This window comes from Hathewaya limosa, from assembly GCF_030815255.1.
Classification (GTDB): Bacteria; Bacillota; Clostridia; order Clostridiales; family Clostridiaceae; genus Hathewaya; species Hathewaya limosa.
Genome location: NZ_JAUSWN010000020.1, coordinates 25450 through 48601 on the forward strand (window position 1 = coordinate 25450; position 23152 = coordinate 48601).

General features: G+C 26.9%; 12 protein-coding genes and 3 other annotated features. Of the genes, 2 read left to right on the forward strand and 10 right to left on the reverse strand.

The features are described from left to right. Positions 1-98 precede the first annotated feature (98 nt). Positions 99-380, reverse strand: a binding site (T-box leader). A gap of 234 nt (positions 381-614) precedes the next feature. Both QOZ93_RS11090 and QOZ93_RS11095 read right to left on the reverse strand, forming a co-directional pair. After that, entirely contained in the window at positions 615-2441 is a 1827-nt protein-coding gene (locus tag QOZ93_RS11090) for an ABC transporter ATP-binding protein (protein WP_307356487.1), read from the reverse strand. Further along, the gene (locus QOZ93_RS11095) at positions 2438-4234 is read right to left on the reverse strand and encodes an ABC transporter ATP-binding protein (RefSeq protein ID WP_307356489.1); all 1797 of its coding nucleotides are present in this window, start codon (positions 4232-4234) and stop codon (positions 2438-2440) included. The genes QOZ93_RS11090 and QOZ93_RS11095 overlap by 4 nt, the downstream gene beginning before the upstream one ends. Positions 4235-4507: 273 nt before the next feature. On the opposite strand from QOZ93_RS11095, the gene QOZ93_RS11100 reads away from it, so the two are divergent. Then, entirely contained in the window at positions 4508-5638 is a 1131-nt protein-coding gene (locus QOZ93_RS11100) for an ABC transporter ATP-binding protein (RefSeq protein WP_307356490.1), read from the forward strand. Further along, positions 5631-7184, forward strand: coding sequence for an ABC transporter permease/substrate-binding protein (locus QOZ93_RS11105; RefSeq protein ID WP_307356491.1), 1554 nt, complete (start codon positions 5631-5633; stop codon positions 7182-7184). The genes QOZ93_RS11100 and QOZ93_RS11105 overlap by 8 nt, the downstream gene beginning before the upstream one ends. Before the next feature lie 41 nt (positions 7185-7225). Here QOZ93_RS11105 and QOZ93_RS11110 read toward each other — a convergent pair whose 3' ends face one another. The 8 genes from QOZ93_RS11110 to QOZ93_RS11145 all read right to left on the reverse strand — a co-directional run bounded on the left by QOZ93_RS11110 (position 7226) and on the right by QOZ93_RS11145 (position 23146). Next, positions 7226-8176 carry a hypothetical protein gene (locus QOZ93_RS11110; RefSeq protein ID WP_111940740.1) on the reverse strand — a complete coding sequence of 317 codons (951 nt, stop codon included), beginning with the start codon at positions 8174-8176 and terminating at the stop codon, positions 7226-7228. A gap of 81 nt (positions 8177-8257) precedes the next feature. After that, positions 8258-9691 carry a proline--tRNA ligase gene (proS, locus tag QOZ93_RS11115; protein ID WP_307356492.1) on the reverse strand — a complete coding sequence of 478 codons (1434 nt, stop codon included), beginning with the start codon at positions 9689-9691 and terminating at the stop codon, positions 8258-8260. Between the two features lie 47 nt (positions 9692-9738). Then, positions 9739-9977 (reverse strand) — a binding site (T-box leader). A gap of 82 nt (positions 9978-10059) precedes the next feature. Next, positions 10060-14589, reverse strand: a complete 4530-nt coding sequence (locus QOZ93_RS11120) for a S8 family serine peptidase (RefSeq protein WP_307356494.1) — start codon at positions 14587-14589, stop codon at positions 10060-10062. A gap of 149 nt (positions 14590-14738) precedes the next feature. Next, complete coding sequence (locus QOZ93_RS11125; RefSeq protein WP_307356496.1) at positions 14739-16079, reverse strand: sodium-dependent transporter; 1341 nt, start codon at positions 16077-16079, stop codon at positions 14739-14741. Positions 16080-16286: 207 nt separating this feature from the next. Beyond that, positions 16287-16557 (reverse strand) — a binding site (T-box leader). Positions 16558-16681: 124 nt separating this feature from the next. Further along, positions 16682-17542 (reverse strand): SDR family oxidoreductase, encoded by an 861-nt coding sequence (locus tag QOZ93_RS11130; RefSeq protein WP_307356514.1) that lies wholly within the window; start codon positions 17540-17542, stop codon positions 16682-16684. A gap of 218 nt (positions 17543-17760) precedes the next feature. Continuing rightward, the gene (locus tag QOZ93_RS11135) at positions 17761-18291 is read right to left on the reverse strand and encodes a hypothetical protein (protein WP_307356497.1); all 531 of its coding nucleotides are present in this window, start codon (positions 18289-18291) and stop codon (positions 17761-17763) included. Between the two features lie 253 nt (positions 18292-18544). Continuing rightward, positions 18545-21580, reverse strand: coding sequence for an insulinase family protein (locus QOZ93_RS11140; RefSeq protein WP_307356499.1), 3036 nt, complete (start codon positions 21578-21580; stop codon positions 18545-18547). 192 nt (positions 21581-21772) lie between these two features. Further along, positions 21773-23146: an aldehyde dehydrogenase gene (locus QOZ93_RS11145; RefSeq protein ID WP_307356500.1), complete on the reverse strand. Its 1374-nt coding sequence runs from the start codon at positions 23144-23146 to the stop codon at positions 21773-21775. Positions 23147-23152 lie beyond the last annotated feature (6 nt).

Genomic DNA, 23152 nt, shown 5'->3' on the forward strand with positions numbered 1-23152 from the left:
TCCTATAAAATTTTATTTTTCATTTAGAATTATAAAGTCTACCGGTATACTTCATAATGTAAAAAATTATGTATAAAATAAAAAAACCCTCGTCCTAATAAAAGGACGAGAGTGAATATTCCCGTGTTACCACCTTAATTTATTGATATCTCACAATAACAACCTTATCAAGTACGCTAAAAGTAATTATTAAAACCTTACTTTCTAGTTATACTCTAGCACTATAACGGGTGCAGGAACCGACATCAGCCTACTGGTTGTTATCTTTCGGAGTGCTGCTCAGAGATGTATTCAAATTAATCTATCTTTGCCCCTCTCACTAACCGGGAACTCTCTGTAAATCTATAACTAATTCTACTTGTTCTCTTCAAAGCTTTAAGTTTTTCTTTTTTCACATTATAAAACACTTATTTTTTTTTGTCAATATCAGTTTATTTAAAAAATTAGAACTTTAATACATAAAAATCATAGTTTACTTAAACTAAATCAGTTAATCTTCATTTAATACCGAATCTCTAACTTTATTCTTGTATTTTTATAAACCTAATTTTCTTAAAAAGATCTAATGCTTTATTTCTTACTAATCATATTCCTTTACTGATAAGCCTTAAACTTTATACTATAACCTTTTTATCCATATACCATTTACTTTGAGATTCATACATCTCTGAATATTTACCCTTACTATTTATAAGTTCTTCATGAGTACCAATTTCTATTATTTTACCCTTGTCCATAACAACTATTCTATCCGCTATTTTAGCTGACCCTAACCTATGAGTAACAATTATAGCTGTTTTTCCTTTAGACATTTCTGCAAATTTATTATAAATTTTTGTCTCTTCTACGGGATCTATAGCTGCTGTTGGCTCATCTAAAATTATCATATTATGATCTTTATAAAATCCCCTTGCAATTGCTATTCGTTGCCATTGACCTCCCGATAAGTCTATTCCATCAAATTCTCTTGAAAGCATGGTATCAAAACCTTTATTAAATTTTTCTTCATTTATTTCTAAATCTGATTTTTCAACGGCTAATTGTAATTTTTCTTTTATATCCTTATTATCTTTAAAAAACCTTTCTTTGTTAGAGCTTATAGATATATTTTCTACTAAAGTCATCTTATATTTCGCATATTTTTGAAAAACTGCCGATATATTTTTATATATATTTTTTGATATAACTTTACTAGTATCTAATCCTCCTATTAGAACTTTTCCTTCTGTAGGTGTATATAATCCTGTAATAAGCTTTATTAGAGAAGTTTTTCCTGCTCCATTTTCTCCTACTATAGCAATAGTTTCTCCTTTATTTATTTTTAAAGATACATTTGAAACAGACATTTGCTCCATACCAGGATAAGTAAAACTTACATTTTCTAAATATATTTCAGGGATACCTTGAAATTCTTCATTTTGACCTTTTCTTTCTGTCATATTAACAAACCTAATAAAATTCTTTATAGTACCCCAACTTTTAGTTATGTTTCCTATATGCATACATATTATTTCTTCCATTAATGAAAACATCATTCCTATGGAGGCAAAAACTGCTCCAAATGCTCCTATTGATATTTCCCCTTTTAATAATGCAGTAAATAATAAATATAGTACCGACATATATCCCAGTAACGTTATCATTTTCATTCCTAGTTCTAAAAGTCCTGATTTTTTTTCTGCATTCCACATCTTAATATTAAGTAATTTTAAAGTCGATAAATATAAATCTTTAAAATAATTAAATGCACCCAAAATTCTTGTTTCTTTATAGTATTCCTTATCTATTAAACATTTTTCATAATACTCATATTCTCTTCTTAAAGGCGCTGCATTGTCTTCTAATTCTGCAAACACCTTAATTTTAATGATTTGTGTTATTGCAACTGGTATGAAAATTAATATTAAGGATGCAGCAAGAATAGGTTTCAATTTATACAAATATATTGACATAAATATAAAATATGGTAAATAGAAACTAAATAATACCATAATTACTGTTAATACAGATATACAATTTTCCATACCTTCATTAGCCTTATTAATATCATCTAAAAAACTAGACTGTTCAAAATAAATAGGATCTAAGTTACCAGTTTTTTTATTTATTTTTTTGCCCATATAACCTAATTGTATTTTAGCAAAATTATTCACTGTAAAATTGTGAGTCCCATTCAATACTTCTTCAATAATTAATGTTATTCCTAATAAACATCCCATTAAAATCATTGAATTTATAGCACCTTTTTTACCAATTTCTTTTGAAACCGTATCAAAAAATTTCTGGGTCATAAATATATTAAATCCTGTTGAAACACCATGAAGTATTCCTAATAAAATGGCGATAATAAAATATACTGGACTTGATTTAATAATCATTCTAAAAATTTCATCTAATACTTTAAAAAGAGAAATATCTTTTCGAGATTTAGAATCTATCATAAATACCAGCTCCTTTGACTCTCATACATTTTTGCATATAAACCATTTTTCTTCATAAGTTTATCATGAGAACCACTTTCTACAATGGTGCCATCCCCTATAACTAAAATTTCATTTGCAAGCTTAGTCGATCCAAGACGATGACTTATAAAAATCGTTGTATTTCCTTTACTTATTTCATTGAATTGTTCATATACTTGACTTTCACTTATTGGATCTAAAGCAGCTGTTGGTTCATCTAGAATTCTAAGTGATGCTGGACTTATAATAGACCTAGCCATTGCAAGCCTTTGCCATTGTCCACCTGATATATCTACTCCATTATCTTTAATTTTACCTAGTATTGTGTTTAATCCATTCGGAAATTTTTTTACTAAATCATTTAAATCTAAAATATCTATTGAAGTTTCTATATATTTTTCATTGACTTTTTCATTTAATGTAGAAACATTTCCTAAAGCTATATTGTCTTTAAATTTTATAGCATATTTCGCAAAGTCTTGATATACAACTGAACTCAATGCCTTTAATTCACTTTGTTTATATTCCCTAATGCTTTTATTATTTATTAAAATTTCTCCTTCAAACTCATCATATAATCCTGTTATAAGTTTTGTTATAGTGGTTTTTCCTGATCCATTTGCCCCTACAACTGAATAATGTTTCCCCTCCTCTATAAGAAAGGAAATATCCTTTAATATATAGTTCTCTGTACCTGGATACTTAAAAGATACACTTTTAAATTCTAAAGTTTTTAATTTTAATAATTTCTTAGAAGGTTCATCTAATGCCCCTTCACTTTCTTCCAAATTTGAAAACTTAGTAAAATCCTTTAAATATTCAATATTAGAAGATAGGTGTTTAATATAGTAGGTAATATTCCAAGACATCATTGTTATAAGTCTAAATACTCCATTTACAATAGAAATAAACATACCTACACTTAATCTTCCATCATTCACAGGGTATATAAGCACTAAAACTGTTAACATAGATATAATTGCAGTAATTATACTACTACTTTTCATTTTTATAAAATACTTTAAATCTGCTTTAACTTCTACCTTTCTTTTAATTTCATATTGTTCATCCCATTTTTTATTTATTTTATCCGTATAATGAAAAAGAGTTCTTTCCTCCACGAATTCTCTTCCTGTAATAACTTTTCTTAAATACTCTGTTCTTCTTTCATATTTTGATACTTCTCTATTAGCTTCATAAATATCTTTTCCACCCTTTATGGCAAGATAAAACAATGGAATGGAAATTCCTAAAATAATTAAGGTTGCCCACCATACCTGCATAACTAAAACTAAAAGCAAGCCTAAAATTATAATCACCATAGATATCATTTCCAACAAATCACTATAAGCCTCTTTTATTCTAACATCTGGATTCCTAGATACCCTAGATATTAAATCCCAAATATCCTGATTCTCTATATACTTATACTTTAGCTTAGCTACCTTTTCTATGATCTTAACTCTAAAAGTTTCTTTAAGTTTTAATTGTAACTTTGCTTCAACAAACTTTACAAGTTGTTGTGAAATCCACTTATAAGCAATAAGTGTTATTATAATAAACATAGGTAAAAATATATTTTTAATACTCTTTTCACCTCGAACTACTAAAATAGAAATGTCTAAAAATTTAGCAGTAACTATAACTTCTACTGTAGGAACTATACCATCTATTAATTTTTGAATAACTATGACTATAGAACTTTTAGGTGCATATTTAAATGGAATTCCTATAATATCTTTAACACCATATTTTTTTTCTTTAACCCCCATTTTACCCCCTTCTTTCTTTTTATAAATACTTAAATTTTTATTTATAAAAGCTAACATATTAAACATTGATCACAAAAATTATATCATATTTTCTGAATATTCTATACATTTTATCATTCTTTTGTTATTCTAGAAATCCACATAAAACTTATAAGCTTCTCTTTAAATTCTTCTAAAACAAGCCTTACTGGAACTTATATATCATTTATGTTATAATATTTTTAACAACTTCTGAAAGTTTTAGAAGTTGTTAATTTTTCAGGAGGTGTTTTATTGATAGAATTCAAAAATATAACAAAAAAAATTGATTCTAAAATTATACTAAACAACATTAATTTAAATATTGAAAAGGGTAAACTTATTGTACTAATAGGTCCCAGTGGTTGTGGAAAAACTACTACGCTAAAAATGATAAACAAACTTATCAAACCATCTTCAGGAGAGATTTATATAGACTCTAAACCAATTTCTAAAGAAAATACTATCTCATTACGTCGTAATATTGGCTATGTAATTCAAAACACCGGTCTTTTTCCTCATCTTACGATTAAAGAAAACATTGAACTACTCCCTAAGTTAAAAAAAGAACCCTTAAATAAAATTCACAAAAAAACCTTAGATCTCTTAGCATTAGTTGGTTTAAATTCACATGAATATTTAAATAAATATCCCAATGAATTAAGTGGTGGTCAACAACAACGTGTAGGGGTTGCCCGTGCCTTTGCAACAGATGCAGATATCATATTAATGGACGAGCCTTTTAGTGCATTAGACCCCATAACCCGTAATTCTTTACAAGAAGAATTATTTGAAACTCAAGAAAAACTGAAAAAAACTATAATTTTCGTAACCCATGATATGGATGAAGCTATAAAATTAGCTGATAAAATTTGTATTATGAATAATGGTTCTATTGCTCAATATGATACGCCAGAAAATATATTAAAAAATCCTGCTAATGATTTTGTTTCAGATTTTATTGGATCGAATAAAATTTGGAATAGTCCAGAATTTATAAAAGCTAAAGATATTATGATTAATTCTCCTATATGTGTTAGTCCATCTAGAAATATTCTTCAAGCTATAGAAATAATGAAATCTAATAAGGTAGATAGCTTATTAATTGTTGATAAAGAATATATTTTAAAAGGTTTAGTTACTCTAAAAAGCATTAGAAGAAATATACCTAAGGAAACAAAACTAAATCAAATTATGGAACATAATGTGGTTTCCATTAATGAAGAAGATAATATCGTTGAACTTCTAGAATTAGTTAGCGAACACTCCTTTGGTTATATTCCTGTTACAAATAATAAAAACCAACTGGTAGGTCTTATAACCAAGAGTAGTTTGATCTCCGTATTAAGTGAACAATTCCTAGAAGGCGGTGATTTAAATGAATAACTTTTTTTCTTTTCTAATAGATAAAAAAGAAGAAATAGTAAGACTTTTACTCCAACATATGTACCTTACTTTAGGTGCTATTTTAATTTCTGTCTTAATTGGTATACCACTTGGAATATTAATAACTAAATCAAAACCTTGCAGAAAACCAATTTTAAACTTTATTAACTTAGTTCAAGCAATCCCCTCCATGGCATTATTAGGATTATTCATTCCAATATTAGGTATTGGAACTGTCCCAGCAATTACTACTGTAGTCCTTTATTCACTATTACCTATAATAAAAAATACTTATGTAGGTTTAACCAGTATAGATCCAAACATACTAGAAGCTTCACATGGTATGGGACTTACAGGTTCACAAACTCTTAGATTAATACAATTTCCATTAGCACTTCCAATAATAATGTCTGGTATTAGGATCTCTGCCGTTACTGCTGTTGGTCTTATGACCTTGGCGGCTTTTATAGGGGCTGGGGGATTAGGATATCTTGTATTCTCTGGTATTCAAACTGTAAATAATTTTATGATTTTAGCTGGTGCAATTCCTTGTTGTGTGCTTGCTCTTTTGATTGATTTTATCTTTAGTAAAATAGAACTAGCTGTTACTCCTAAAGGGATAAGCAAAACACCTAAAAAATCCATATCAAAACCTTTAAAAATAGTTTCTATAATTATTCTTATAAGTTTTCTTTTTTTAATGGTATCTAATATTATAAAACCTAAAAAAGATACTATTGTTGTAGGTTCTAAAAATTTTTCGGAACAATTGATTCTTGGAAATATGTTTGCTGATTTAATTGAAGAATATACAGATTTAAGAGTAGATAGAAAACTTAATTTAGGAGGAAGCTCCGTTATTATGTCTGCAATGCAAGCTAAAGAGGTTGATATATATCCCGATTACACAGGTACTCTATTAATGAATGTATTGAAAAAACCTATAATTGGTGATAAAGATCTTGCTTATTCTGAAACAAGAAAATTAATGAATACTAAATATAACATAGACTTATTACCCTTATTAGGATTTAGTAATAATTGGTCTTTAGCAATGACTCCCAAAATAGCCGAACAATATAATATTGAATCCATATCTGATCTTGCAAAAGTAAGTAAAGACTTAACACTATGTTGTACCTTAGAATTCGCTAATAGAGAAGATGGCTTAAAGGGATTAGAAAAAAAATACGGTATAAAATTTAAGGATATAAAACCTATGGATGGTAGTCTTAGATATTCTGCTATAGAAGAAAATAACTGTCAGGTTATAGATGCAACCTCTACGGAAGGACTATTAAAAGCATTTAATTTAAAAGTTTTAAAAGATAATAAGGATTTCTTTACTAATACCTATGGTATTCCTGTTATAAGAGAAGATACTGTAAAAAAACATCCTGAACTAAAAAAAATACTGAATAAACTATCTGACACAATTTCAGAAGATACTATGCAGACACTTAATCATAAAGTAGACAAACTCCATGAAGCTCCTGAAAAGGTAGCTAAGGAATATTTAATCTCTAAAAAATTACTAAAAAAATAAACAATGCTCGTCCTAATACAAGGGCGAGCATTTATATTATTTTAAAAATAAGATAATACAATTTTAGTTATAGGAGTATAAGTAACAGTTACATAATCTCCTTCAGTGTACATTGGAATATCGGAATCAATTTTTATTTCTTTCTTATCCTCATAACTGGTTATTATATATTTATAATATATATAATCATTTTTATTTTTAATTTCATATACCCCAGTACATTCTCCAGTAAAACAAGTATTAAGATTAAAAACAACTTCTGTGATAAATATTATAAAGCTAATGGCAATTATTATATCAATAATTACTAAAGGATTATATCTTATAATTATAATAAAAGTTTTAAAAGTCAAGTCCATATCTTCTTGAAAAAAAATAGATAGTTGATTAGATAATATTATAAGAATTATTCCTCTTGTTAATATCCAATTAAGTGACTTATTTAAAATATCATTCCTATTAATTCTATTAGATCTATTTTTAAAAGATATTTTAAATCGCCATAAAAAAGAGGTAGTTGCACTTATTTCATTATGTTTTATTCCTATCTCTTTATCCCAATTAACTTTTCTATTATCTATTTCACTAATTTTTTTAGCACTTAGTATAAAAGAAAATGGGATAAAACTTAAAAGAAAATTTAAACATGTATTTTTTAATATATCATCTTTACCAAAATACCAAAAACATATATAGCCTAAAAATATTATGCTTATGCTAATTAAAGGTTTTATAAACTTTTTATTATTTATTACCCCTCTATAAGCTCTTATTAGATCTCTTGTAAAGAAAAGTGAAAGAAAAATTAAATGTATACTTATAATATTAATCCAATTACATATTCTTAAAATTTCAAATCCTCGTGCTTTAAAAAAATTACATAGATGATCTCCTAATAAAACATCTAAAAATAAGCTTAAATTGATAATAAAGTTTGCTATTGATGTAAGCCATAACCATTCTAAACTTCTTTTATCACTTTTAACGCCCATACTATTACCTCGTTTAAAATTTATATAAAAATAGAAAGAAGATAAGAAAAACTTCTTTCTATTTTTACATTAATATTTATTTTAGTATGCTCTTCCCCAGTAAACCATCTTAGTTGCTTTCTTTCCACAACATACACATGTATCACCAAGATTTTCTTGTTCGAATGGCATACATCTTGAAGTTATACCTGTTTCTTCTTTTATTTTTTCTTCACAAGCTCTATCTTCACACCACATAGCTTTTATAAATCCTGGATGATTATCTGCTATATCAACCATTTCTTCTAATGTATGTGCTACACGAGTATTTTCATCTCTATGAGCTTTTGCTCTTTCATACATATTATTATGAATATCATCTAATAATTCTTGTACTTTAGTTTCTAATTCATCCATAGATACAACTACTTTTTCTCTTGTATCCCTTCTAACTAAGACAACTTGATTATTTTCTATATCCTTTGGTCCAACTTCTACACGAACTGGAATACCCTTCATTTCACATTCACTAAATTTCCATCCTGGCATCTTATCACTATCATCAAGTCTAACTCTAGCTACTTTAGATATTCTCTCTTTTAATTCATTAGCTTTATCTAATACACCCTCTTTATGTTGAGCTATTGGCACAATCATAACTTGAATTGGTGCTACTCTTGGAGGCAATACAAGCCCATCATCATCTCCATGAACCATTATAATAGCTCCTATTAATCTTGTTGTAACACCCCATGATGTTTCATGAACATATTGAAGTTTTCCTTCTTTATCAGAATATCTAATATTGAATGCCTTTGCAAAATTATCACTAAAGTTATGAGATGTACCAGCTTGAAGTGCTTTACCATCATGCATTAAACTTTCAATTGAATAAGTTGCCTCTGCCCCAGCAAACTTTTCTTTCTCAGTTTTTTGACCTTTAATAACTGGCATTGCAAGTACATCCTTACAAAAATCGGCATAAAGGTTTAACATATCTATAGTTTCTTTTCTTGATTCTTCTAATGTTGCATGAACTGTGTGTCCTTCTTGCCATAAAAATTCAGTTGTTCTTAGGAATGGACGTGTTGTTTTTTCCCATCTTACTACTGAACACCATTGATTATATAGCTTTGGAAGATCTTTATGTGATTGAACTATTTTAGCATAGTGCTCACAGAATAACGTTTCAGATGTTGGACGAACACATAATCTCTCTGCTAATTCTTCATTTCCACCTTGAGTTACCCAAGCAACTTCTGGAGCAAATCCTTCTATATGATCTTTTTCCTTTTGAAGTAAACTTTCTGGTATAAACATTGGCATATAAACATTTTCATGTCCTGTAGCCTTAAATCTTGTATCTAAATCTTTTTGAATAAGTTCCCAAATTCCATAACCATAAGGACGAATAATCATACATCCTTTAACACTTGCATAATCAACTAATTCAGCTTTTTTAACGATATCTGTATACCACTGTGCAAAATCAACATCTCTTGACGTAATATCTTTAACTAACTTTTCTTTTGCCATTTTCACTACCTCCATTTATTTTTTTATATAAAAAAACCCCAGTCCCATAAAGGGACCGAGGTATAATATTCGGCGATGCCACCCTAATTAATATATTTTATAAATAGTCTTCGTAAATAAAATATATTCTCTCAACTCGTTAACGGATTGTTCCGCTGTAGCCTACTATTATTTCGGTACAGAACTCCAAGGCTGGTTCAAAATATACTTTTTAAGAATCTCTCAGCAATCAATTCTCTCTCTGAAAAAAGTTTTTATTTCTACTATTCCTCTTCATAGTTTTTATTATTTGATTCTCTTATAATTTTTTATTATACAACATAAAAGTTATTTGTCAACTAACTTTAGTATATACATACTTGTAAATTTTAACCTCTAATTTCAAAAGTAATTATTTTTATTTTTTCATTTCCTGATAGATCTTTAGCTCTAATCACTAAACTGTGTTTTCCAACAGTATATATTGTTTCTCCCTTGTATATCCTACTAACTCCATCTATATATGTTTCTATCTTAACGTCTTTTTTATTTGTTGTAATAATAGGTTTTATATTAACTCCATTTTTATATATCTTTTTATTTTGCACACCATTTACTATTATTTCTGGAGCTACTTTATCAACTATGACATCATATATCTTTACATCTTCATTTCCACATCTATCTATAACACTTAGTTTTATTTTGTCTCCATTTTCTACATTTATTTTTTTAACAAAACTTCTTCTAGTTTTCTCTATTCCAAACTCTCCATTTTGCTCTACATTTAAAACTTGATTATCATTTATATAAAATTCATAGCCCAATGTATTATCTGCTACATTTCCTTCTAAAGTTATTGTATGTTGATTTGTATAAATTTTATTTTCTATCACTTTAGGTGTTTTTAAATATATAACTGGCTTTTCATTATCATAATATATATTTATAGCATAATTAGCCATTACCTTTCCCTTAGAATTTTGCACATATATACATACCTTATTTAATCCTTGTCCCAATCTAATATTCTTTCTATATTCCATAATGTTTTCTTTTTTCATATTTTGATTATTAAGCATAACTTTGTTGATTTCTTGATTTGTTACAACTTTGATTTTTAAGTTTTTATACTCCTCATTAAAAGTAGTATTCGGATATAATTTTTTATATTCTTTATTTGTTTCATCAAAATATTGAATTTCAAAATCAAGATCTTCAACTTTAGTATCAGATAATATCTTTATAATTTTTTTGTTAATTGTTCCTCTAAAATTTTCTACTTCAACTTCAACATAATTTACTCCTTGTTTTAAATTTGTTTCAGTTTCAAAAATACCCTCTTTATTGATTTTCACCTCTTTTTTATTTACAGTTGCTTTAATTATTTTTTCTTCAGGGTTAATTTTTCCTTTTATATTAATTTTATTTTCTTTTGTATTAATCAATCCTAAAACATTTTCTTCTTTACTACCTTCCATTGGTAATTTAGTTGTAACTATTAACTCTGGTTCTGTTATATATGCGGTAACATTAAATTTCATTTCTTTTAAGAGATTATTATTTTCATCATAAGCCTTTATATTAACTATATTTTTTCCTTCCTTAACTGGCATTTTAACATTAAAATTATTCTTTACATTACTAATTTCTGCATCTATTCCATTTGCTGTGACCCTTCTAACTCTTGAAGAAATTTTACCTGTTAAATTGTATTTACCATCTATCATTCCTTTATTAGTAATTACAGAGCCTTCATGTAAACTTAAGCCTATATCATTAATATTTTTTATATTAGAATCAACTAATACATCTTTTTGTTTTACTTCTGAATTTAAAATATTATCATTAACTACTAATGAAATTGTTTTATTTCCATTTGATAATTTTATCTCCGTACTAAATATACTATTTCCCTCACTTTTTACTTTTAAATCTTTTACCATCTCTCCATCTATAAAAACAAATGGTTCTCCATTAGCAATACCATTTTTATCTTTTCTTAATCCTACGCCACCGTCATTTGCTTTCCATTTTAATACATATTTTTCATTTGAATATGATCTGTTACTTGATAAAATCTCTACTTTAGGTGCCTGTGTATCTACCTTTAAAGGCATTTCAAAGCTTTGAGGTTTAGATGTTTTACTTACAGCATTGCTAGTAATTTTCATATAATATTGACCATCTTTTACTTTTACACTTTTTCCTGATTTTCTGTCATACATTTTTCCATCCCATTTTAAAGAACTTAATAATTTACGTCCTTTTTGAAAATTTAAATCTTTATTTTTCTTTAAAAATTGTTTTAATCCACTTGTTTTTATAACTTTTTTATCTTTATTTAAAATGTCAACTTTAATCTCATTTAAATTTCTAAGTAGACATAATCTTGGAAACGCATAATCATATACACCATCACCATCTGGTGAAAATGCTATATCATCTGGATTTATAACTTGCATACCATTTATACTTTTAACTCTATCTATTCCTAAATCCACAATTGGTTCCTTAGAATTTGGAATATTACTAGCTATAACAGAGCCAACTGCCTTTGGATTTTTCCAAAGAGGTTGATCTATATTTTGTAATTCTCCCCATTGTCCATAAAAACTTATAAAAGGCACACTTAAAGATGGTAAATTTTTATTCTCTGATTTAAATTTTATAAATCCTTCCACAAATTTATTTTTATCAAAGTTATTAGGAACATTTAATTTAACTTTTATTGATTTTTTACTATTTGCTTTTATAGTGACTTTATCTTGTGAAAAATTTACTTTAGCACCACTTATAACTTTTTCCTCGGCTTTATCTTTCTCTTCTGTGTAAACTTCAACATTTTCTAAAGAATAAGTTTTATCTTCATTGCTGTAATTTTTTAATATCAACTTGAATTCTTTATTATTTTCTATTTGATTTAATGTTATAGCTGATTTTCCATCTTCACCTGTTATTAAGACATCATTATTAATAAAATCATCTATTTGAATTAATCCACCACCTTGAATTCTTGGTGAATAAGGTAATTTTCCTTGATTTAATATTTTAGCTGTATTTATCATATTATTTTTCATAAATCTTGAAATTTCTACACCTTTTAGATTTAATTTTTTATCTTTTATTGCTTGTTTTATTAATGCTACTGAACCTGCAACATAAGGTGTAGCCATAGATGTTCCACTCTTTACATCATATCTATTATTATTAATAGTAGAATATATTTTTCCTCCTGGCGCACTTATTTCTGGTTTAAATTGTAAATCCGGAGTAGGTCCCCATGATGTAAAATTAGACATTTGCCCTTTTTCTGGATTATTAACTGTTATGGTATCTCTTTTGAAACTAATAACTAAATTATTTTTTATATTTCTAAGAATTTTTTCCCCTGAATCCTTATTAATAAAAATACAAGGTATCTTTATTGATTCATCCTCCATCATATGCATTTCTTCATTTTTATCTATATTATTGTATACAATTACTCCTACTGCCCCCAAACTTTGAGCATTCTTCTTTTTAGTTATAAAATCTATTTCTCCTCTTTTAATAAGTGCTATTTTTCCCTTTAGGTCTTTCCCTTTAAAATCATCAATTTTTTTGTCCTTTTCATCATCTCCAACTTTTCTTCCATAACCACAATCCACCAAACTAAATTGTTCTTTATTCTCAAATACATTGTTAGGACTTATTTCTGATATAGTAAAAGGAATACTTAATTCCTCCTTATCATATTTACAATTTAAAACTGGTTTTATTTCTTTATTATTCTCATAAGATGCGACTTGAATAGCATCCTTCCCTAACCCCGGTGTACTTATAAGCCCTGTATCTACGTAACCTTTAATTTTATTACCTTTAGGATTTTTAAATGCAAAAGAAGAATTCCCCCCTGCAACAACTACAACTACCCCTTTTTCAGTAGCTCTTTTTATAGCTTTCAATTCTGGCTCTTCTTCATTAACAAATCCAGCATCTCCACCCAAACTCATATTAATTATATCTGCCCCATGTTCTACTGAGCTATCTATAGCTGCAACAATATCATCACTTAATGCACCTCTAGCATATTTACTTGGATTATTTGAAAAAACTTTCATAGCTAATAATTGTGCCTCTGGTGCTACCCCCTTTACTGCCTTATCATTTTTTACTTCTTTATCATCACCATTGGCTGCTGTAATTCCCGCCACATGCATACCATGCATGCTAGATGTCCTATCTATTACATCTGTATTTTTATCTGCAAAATTATATCCATAAGGAACTTTTTCTGTAAAATATTTTCCTTTATCGCCTAACTTAATATCTTTCTTAGTTAATTTAACTGCACTGTCATCTTTTATTTTCATATCTTTATGATTATAATCAATTCCAGTATCTACAATAGAAATTACCATACCTTTACCTTTATATTTATGTTTTTCCCATACTTTAGCTGCTTGTCCTAAATCAATAGCATTATTCATCAAAGGTTTATATCTTCTAGCTTTAGTTACCTTTCTTACTCCTGATATTTTTTTTATTTTCTCTACATCATTTTTGTCCACCTCTACACTAAAACCTTTTATTACATTTTTAAATTCATGTTTAACTGTTCCACCGATCTCTCTTTTTAATTTTTTTTCAACTGATTTACTATTATTAATTATTCCATCATATGTTTCTACCGTCACTGTTACCTTTTTATCTTTTTCATCATATTCTTGTTGTGAATTATTTTCAATTTTCTGATTATGCTTACTATTATTAATCTCTTCTTCTATTAACTTTTGTTGTGCTTCCTTTATTAATTGATTAGCATCTACTTTTGTTTTTGCTGATTCTGCATATACCGCTGATATGGAGCTTAAATTTGAAGTAAAAAACACCGTAACTACAATACACGAAATTAAAGTTTTAAGCTTTTTATTCATATACCACTTTCTCCTTTATATTAATATTCTATTAATATTTTATTTATATGCCCTTGAACTACATAGATATGTTATTTTTTAAACAATATCTTTTTCAATAAAAAAACAAAAACAGCCGTAAATTTTACGACCGTTCTTATTTTAAATTATTATCCTATTACTCCTATTGAATATAAAAATATTACTACAATACAAATAGGGGCTGCAAATTTTATTATAAATGCATATAAACTTTTTAATGGTAACTTATATGTTCCATCAGATGTAATTTCTTTTTCAGCTTCATCTATTCCCCATATCCAACCAATAAATATACAAATAAGTAATCCACCTAAAGGTAAGAAAACATTAGATGCAATAAAATCAAATAAATCAAAAAATACTTTCCCAAAAATCTTAACATTACTCCAAACTCCAAAGGATAAAACACTTGGTATAGATAAGAAAAATATTAATAAGACAACTATAAATGTAACCTTTTTTCGATTCATCTTTAATTGTTCAGTTAAGGCTGCAACAACAACCTCTAATAATGCAATTGTAGATGTAATAGCTGCTACAGCTATTAAAATAAAAAATAAAATTTCAAACAAGTTTCCTAAAGGCATAGATTTAAAAACTGCGGGTATTGTGATAAAAATTAACTTTGGACCTGCTGCTGGCTCTAATCCATATGCAAATACCGCTGGGAAAATAACCATTCCTGCCATTAATGCTACCAATGTATCCGCTACAGTTATAGATGCAGTTAATCCTACTAAATTTTCTTTTTTATCTATGTAACTTCCAAAAGTAATCAATATTCCCATTGCTATACTTAATGTATAAAACGAATGTCCTAAAGCTTCTAATATGCTTTTACCCGTAAGCTTTGAAAAATCTGGCTTAAATAGAAATTCAACACCTTTATATGCACCATCTAAGGTTAACGATCTAATCATTAATACAATTAAAAGTCCAAACAATATTGGCATTAAAATTTTACTATATTTTTCAATTCCATTTTTAACTCCCGAAACTACCACTAATCCTGTTATTAAAAGTACAACAAATGTCCAAATTAAAGGTTCATAACTTGATGTAATAGAGGTAAAATAGCTTTCTAAGTTTTCTACAGGTACTTTTATAAGTATTCCTGTTAAAGATCTACCTATATAAGCCAAAACCCATCCTGCTATCATTGAATAAAAAGATAATATTATAAATGCAGTAAATGTAGATAGTCCTCCTACTAAATGCCAAAATTTCTTAGGCATGATATTCTTAAAACACTGAACTGCATTAGCTTGTCCTTTTCTACCTAAAGCAAATTCACCTACTACAATTGGCATACCAATTAAAAAAACAAAAAACAAATACACAATTAAAAATGCTGCTCCCCCATTTACTCCCGTTATATAAGGGAACTTCCATATATTTCCCAAACCTACTGCTGACCCAGCGGTAGCTGCTAATATTCCTAACTTAGTTCCAAATCCTTCTCTTCTCATATTTTATCTTTAGTGAGATATTATACTTTTTAATAAATTCCCACTAAAATTCGCCTCCCTTCAATATCTGATATACAACTAATTATTTTCTTATCATGATATTTTTATAATAAATAGGCCTATATAAAAATAATTTTTTAGCTAGCTAGACTAAAAATTTTTATAAAATAAAAAAACTTCCGTTCCTATAGATATATTTAGGATATCTATAGAGACGAAAGTTGTATTCGCGGTACCACTCTATTTGCAATAATTAATATTGCCTCTTTCATATCAGATCGAAATTATAGTTTAAACTTTAATTTGAATCCTAGCCATATATCGGTAGCACCCGTCTACACCTACTAAAAAACTAACAGTTTTTGTTTGGCTTGAAGCTCTGGAGTGATTATTATATATCATTTAACACTAACTCACACCAACCGTTAGCTCTCTGTAGTTAAATTCCTGATATTTTTCTCTCCGTCATAGCTATAAATAATTTATATTTTATTAATTTAATGAATATTATAATGTGATAAATATTTAATGTCAATATTTTTTTGTTTTTTAATTTTTTTATATAAAATACTATTTAATTTTTTTTAATTATTATATAATACTTATCCATTAACTATTTTTCCACCATTAACATGAATTACTTGGCCTGTTATATATGATGCATTATTACTTGCTAGAAATACATAGGCACCTGCAAGTTCTACTGGTTGCCCTGCCCTTCCCATAGGTGTATTTTGTCCAAAAGTTTCAACCTTATTTTCATCAAACGTATCTACAATAAGCGGTGTCCATATAGGTCCTGGTGCTACTGCATTTACTCTTATCTTTTGTTTAGCTAATGAAGTTGATAATGATCTTGTAAAACTAACTACTGCTCCTTTACTCGAAGAATAATCTATAAGAGTTTCATGTCCCTCATATGCTGTAATTGATGCTGTATTTATAATACTTGATCCTTCCCTTAAATGTGGAAGAACTGCTTTAGTCATATAAAACATAGAAAAAATATTTGTTTTAAAAGTTTTTTCTAACTGCTCATTTGATATATCTAAAATACCTTGTTGTTCACACTGATATCCAGTATTATTTATTAAAATATCAATTTTCTTAAATGCTTCTATAACCTTTTTTACAGCTGTATAACAAAATTGTTCACAACTTATATCTCCCTCGATTAATAGACACTTTTTACCTCTATCCTCTATTATATTTTTAGTCTCTTCTGCATCTTCTATCTCATTTAAATATATAATTACAACATCAGCACCCTCATTGGCATATGCTATTGCCACGGTTCTTCCTATTCCACTATCTCCACCTGTTATAATTGCTACCTTTCCATCCAAACTCTTACCTACTCCGTTAAAGGCTTCATGTTCAAAAATTGGTCTTGGATTCATTTTATATTCTTTTCCTGGTTTTTGATTTTGATGTTGTTTTGGAAAGGTCGTAGGAAAATTTATATTAGTATTACTCATTTTATCTCTCCTTATAAATAAAAATTACTTATAAGATTAGTGTGTTATAATAAAAAAAATATATTCCTTTAAAACTATATAAACTATTAATTTAAAATCATCTATATTGAAAATTTATAATAAAAAATACTTACATAATACCTTTAATAATAAGTATTGTATAAGTATCAATTAAATTATTTTATTTAAGATTTTAAGAAAAATCATTCCTTATCCTCTTTTCTTTTTTCATAAATCATTACTAATGTTAGTCCTATAATAATAGCTCCTAAAATACTAAAGATAACTTTAAACTTATTATCCTTATTTTTTTCTAATTGTTGTTTCTTTTCATAATCATTATCTTTAACTTTATTAATCCCATTCTGATTTTTTGCATTATTTTTTTTTAATATATGATCTTCTTCTAATTTTTCTATTTCTATAGAATTTTGAATTTCATCTAAAATTATATTAATTTCATCATGTGTTTTAAAATTATTTTTTTTATTATCATTTTTAAAAACGTTAGTATTAACATTTTTAATTCCCTTATTAAAGTTTGAAATATTACTTTTACACTGGCTAATATTAAATATATTATTAAACTTATCTTTACTTGCATATTCTTTATTAATTACTTTAGCATCCTTTGCCTGAACTTTAACTACTACTGTAGGAATATTAAAGATTAATATACTTAAAAACACACTTATAATTACATTAGAAATTATTTCATTTAAGCTTTTACTCAATTTTTTTCACCCTTATACCTCAGTTTGTAAATTTTTTTTTACAATTTCCTTTTTAAATTTACCATTTATTTAAATTTTAAACAACCTAAATTTAAATAATCTGTATTCTATTTTTTAATATATATTACATTACCTATTGTTTCTTCATTATATCGCCTTACTCTTGCTAATATTGATATAACTTATAATAAAAATGTGTCTATACTACATTTTACAAAACGCAATATAAACACATTTTTATAAGTATTTAATTTTAAATGCCTTTTATTTTATTAAATATATCTTTTTGCTTTTGTATTTTACTTCTATTACCTATAACGGTTATATTATTTTGTTTTAAACCCTTATTAAATAATTCTTCATATCCTTTTACATCCTTTAACGTGGTGTTCTTAATTTCTTTTAATTCTTTTTCTAAATCATCACGTTTTATACCTGAAAAATACATGTTATCTGCAATCTTAACTTTTTCTTCCGTAGTTTTTGTATGACAATACTCTGCAAGTGAGCTTATTTTATAACTTTCTAGTTCCTTATCATTTAAAGAAAGTTTTTTTAAATATTCAGGTATACCCTTATATGCCTCTAGAGTCTCTTTTAAGTTAGGATCCCTATAAGAAACTATCCCCATAACCCCACTTTTATTTAAAAGAAAATTTACTCCATAGGCTCCACCTTTAACCCTAACTTTAGGCCATAGATAGTCTAAATCTAAAATATTTTTTAGAACTTTCATAGATCCTTTATATTTTTCTCCTAATGCTCTATAATTAAAACCTTGAACATTATACAATACATCTGTGTTTTGATTGAATGCTTCTTGATTTTTTTTATATACAAACTCGATTTCCTCTTTATTTAATTTTTCTTTTTCTAAATCTCTTGTAAAACTTAATAAATCCTTTTTTAAATATGCATATCCAGATTTATCTGAAGTTAAACTAATTGTTAAATTGTGTTTATTAAATATTTTATTACTAACCTTATCTAAGTTCTTAACTATATCTTCATATTTTTCATCAAAATGTTCATCTAAACTTTTAATAAACTCCATGTATCCAATTCCAATTAGCGAATCATTATACTTTTCTCCTTTTGAATAGTAAGAAAAATTTCTTGTTAATGCTAAGATATGTGGATATTCATACACCTTTTCTGCTGATTCTAACCTAATATTCTTAATTATTTTTTTTAGTAATTTTTTATCTTTATATTTACTCTTCGTTATTTCCTCTTTTATTAGATCTAGGGTTGCTTTTGTATTTTCTGATAATGTTAGAGCTTCTATTTTAAACTGTGGATTAATTATTCCTTCTTGTTTTGCTGAAGAAAAAGAATTTATTTCATATTTTATTCCTGTAGTTAAATTCATTTCCTTATTATATAATTCACCTATTCTACTTTTTTTAGTTGATACATTTCCTAAAATTGTAGCTAATAATTGCATATAAGGCACTTCTTCCTTTTTTATTGAAGAAGAGTTAAAATATAAATTTATATATGAAGTACCTTTTGTATCCCATTGATGATATAAAATAGGTATTCCATTTTCTTTTTTTCTATATAAAGATATTAACTCTAACCTAGGATTAATATCTTTTAATTTTAACCTAGGAATTTTATCTATATCTTTTTCGTTGCTTTGAGTATTAAGCCAAGTTCTAAGTTCCCTTGTATTTTCTCTTAATTTCTTATATTCATCTTCACTTAATGAATCTTTATATTGTTTTAATCTTCTATATTCATCTATTTTTTGTTGCTCCAACATACCTTTTTCTGGTCGTAAAATCATTATACTGCTATGAGTATTATTTAATAAAAACTTATTTATTATATGTTCAAAATAGGGTCTCTTTAAAGATGTTAAAATTCTTGCAAATTCATAAGGTTTTATAAATGCACTCATAGGATCCTCATCATAAATCCATCTACTTAAAACAGCATTATTATAATCATCACCTGTAGTTTCCCTATAAGAACTATTCCATCTTGAATTTAAATCCATAAAATTTATTGTATTCAATATAATTTGTTTATCTAAGCCTTTATTACAAATTTCCTTCAATGTAGCGTTTACAACATTTTCGAACTCACTAGCTTTTTTATAGTCTGTATTTCCTACTATTATAGAATAAAATCCCTGTCTTTGATTAGGTATATATGCTCCTGATACATTATTAAATCCATGCTTTCTTAAATTTCTAAGTAAAGGTGAGTTAGGATTATTTAAAAGCATTTCATTTAAAAGTTGAAAGGCCATATCTAATTCCGCACTTTTAGTATTTATACTAAAATTATATGTTAAAAAACTTTTACCACTTTCATTTTCAGTTTTTAATATAGGATATTTATGAATATCGTATCTTTTTTGTTTAAAAGGTTTTTGTTCACTAATAGTTGAGTTAACTTTTTCTTTTTTATATTTATTTAAATAATGTTCATCTAAGGATTTTAATTTATCTTTAATATTCATATCTCCATATAAAAATATATAACTATTTGATGGCTTATAATATTTTTTATGAAATTGCTTTAACTCTGCAAAAGTAAGGTCGGGTATATGCTTAGGATCTCCACCTGATATAAAAGCATATGTAGTATTAGGATATAAACTTTTGCAAATTGAATTATATAAATGACTAGCAGGTGATGACAATGATCCTTTCATTTCGTTATATACTACACCATTATATTTTAAATCTTCATTGTTAATATCATAATACCATCCTTCTTCTTTAAAAATCCTTTGATCATTATAAAAACTAGGATTAAAAACCATATCTAAATATATATCCATAATATTAGAAAATTCTTTTTCATTAGTTGTACTAAATGGATATATTGTTGTATCCGGAGTTGTCATTCCATTTAAATTCTTACTTAGGGAAGTTTCTAGCACTTCTTTTAAAAGTTGTTTTACGGGATATTTTTTTGATCCTCCTACAAGTACACAATGTTCTAAAATATGTGCAGCTCCTTTATCATTATAGGATGGGGTTCTAAAAGATATAGAAAAATGTTTATTAGGATCTTTATTTTGTACCGAAAACAATCTTGCTCCACTTTTTTCATGAATAAAATTCCTACATATATCAGTTCCATTATGTATTTTTTTTTGATCTACTAATTTAAAACCATAATATCTTTTCCCTTGTGTAAAATTTCCTATAGAATTTTCCTCCTGTGTATATGCTTTTACTTCTAAAACACAAGGTGCACAAATATTAAAAAACATTGACAAAATAATTACTAAAGCAATACACAAACTCTTATTTTTTCTTTTAATCATTCTCTTAAAGTTCCCCTTTCATATTCTTTGTTTAACTAGTACCTTAGTTTGTGTATTTTATATGTAATCTATTCTTTTTCTAACACTATTTTTCAATATTTTGCTCTATTTAAAGTTATAAAGAAAAAACTTTGTTTAGTTTTATACCGTCTTTAACTAAACAAAGCTCTTACAAAATATAACTTTTATATTCTATTTTAAAAATTTCTTTAATAATTTCAATTTTCCCTTATAGGGCGCATATCTAAATTTAATATCGAAAATATTACTTTTCTTTAATATAGATTTATTATGTGTAAATAAGTCAAAACTAGCTTTTCCATGATACGCACCCATACCACTATTTCCTACTCCTCCAAAGGGAATATATGGTGATGCAACATGAATTATAGTATCATTAACACATCCTCCTCCAAATGATATACTATCTAACACTTTAGTTTCGATTGTTTTACTTTGGGTAAATAGGTATAAAGCTAGTGACTTTGGTCTATTATGTAATGTCTTTATTAATGCATCCATATCATTATAAGTTAATATTGGTAAAATTGGCCCAAAAATTTCTTCTTTCATTATGGAACTACTAAAAGACACTCCATCCATTAATGTTGGACTTATATATCTTTGCTTGACATCATAATCTCCACCTTTAATTATATATCCTTCTGGTAAATATGTTTTCAATCTTTCAAATTGTCTTTCATTTATGATTCTACCAAAATCCTCACTAATAAAAGGTTCCATCCCAAAAAACTCTTCTATATCTTCCTTCATATATCCAATTAGTTCTGATTTTACCTCCTCGTGAACCATTAAAAAATCTGGTGCTACACAAGTTTGACCTGCATTTAAAAATTTTCCCCAAATTATTCTTTTAGAAGCTTTTCTCAAATCGGCATCCTTATGAACAATACATGGACTTTTACCCCCCAGTTCTAATGTTACAGGGGTTAAATATTTAGAAGCCTTTTCCATTATAACTTTTCCAACAGAAGGGCTACCTGTAAAGAAAATATAGTTAAATTTATAATTTAATAAATTCGATATAGATTCTCTTCCTCCATCTTTTTCTACTACGGCTACATATTCTTCATCAAAAACTTCTTTTATTATTTTTTCTAAAACATCAGAAGTATTCCTAGAGTATCTGGAAGGTTTTAACATAACACAATTTCCTGCGGCTATAGCCCCTACCAATGGACTTAAACTAAGTTGAAAAGGATAGTTCCAAGGAGATATATTTAATACTATTCCATAAGGCTCTTTATAAATATAACTTTTAGTTCCAAAATGAATTAATGGTGTTTTTACTTTTTCAACTTTGCTCCATTTTTTCAAATTTCTAATAGCTATATTAATTTCTTCAATTACCATGCCAACTTCTGTTTCATAGGCTTCAAAAGCTGATTTATTTAAATCAGCTTTTAAAGCTTCGTATATTAATTGTTCATTTTTTTCAATACCTATCTTTAAATCTTTAAGCTTATTTATTCTATATTGAATATTTTTTGTTGTACCACTAGAAAAGAACTCCTTTTGCTTTTTTAAAAGTAATTCTAAGTTCATCTTCTT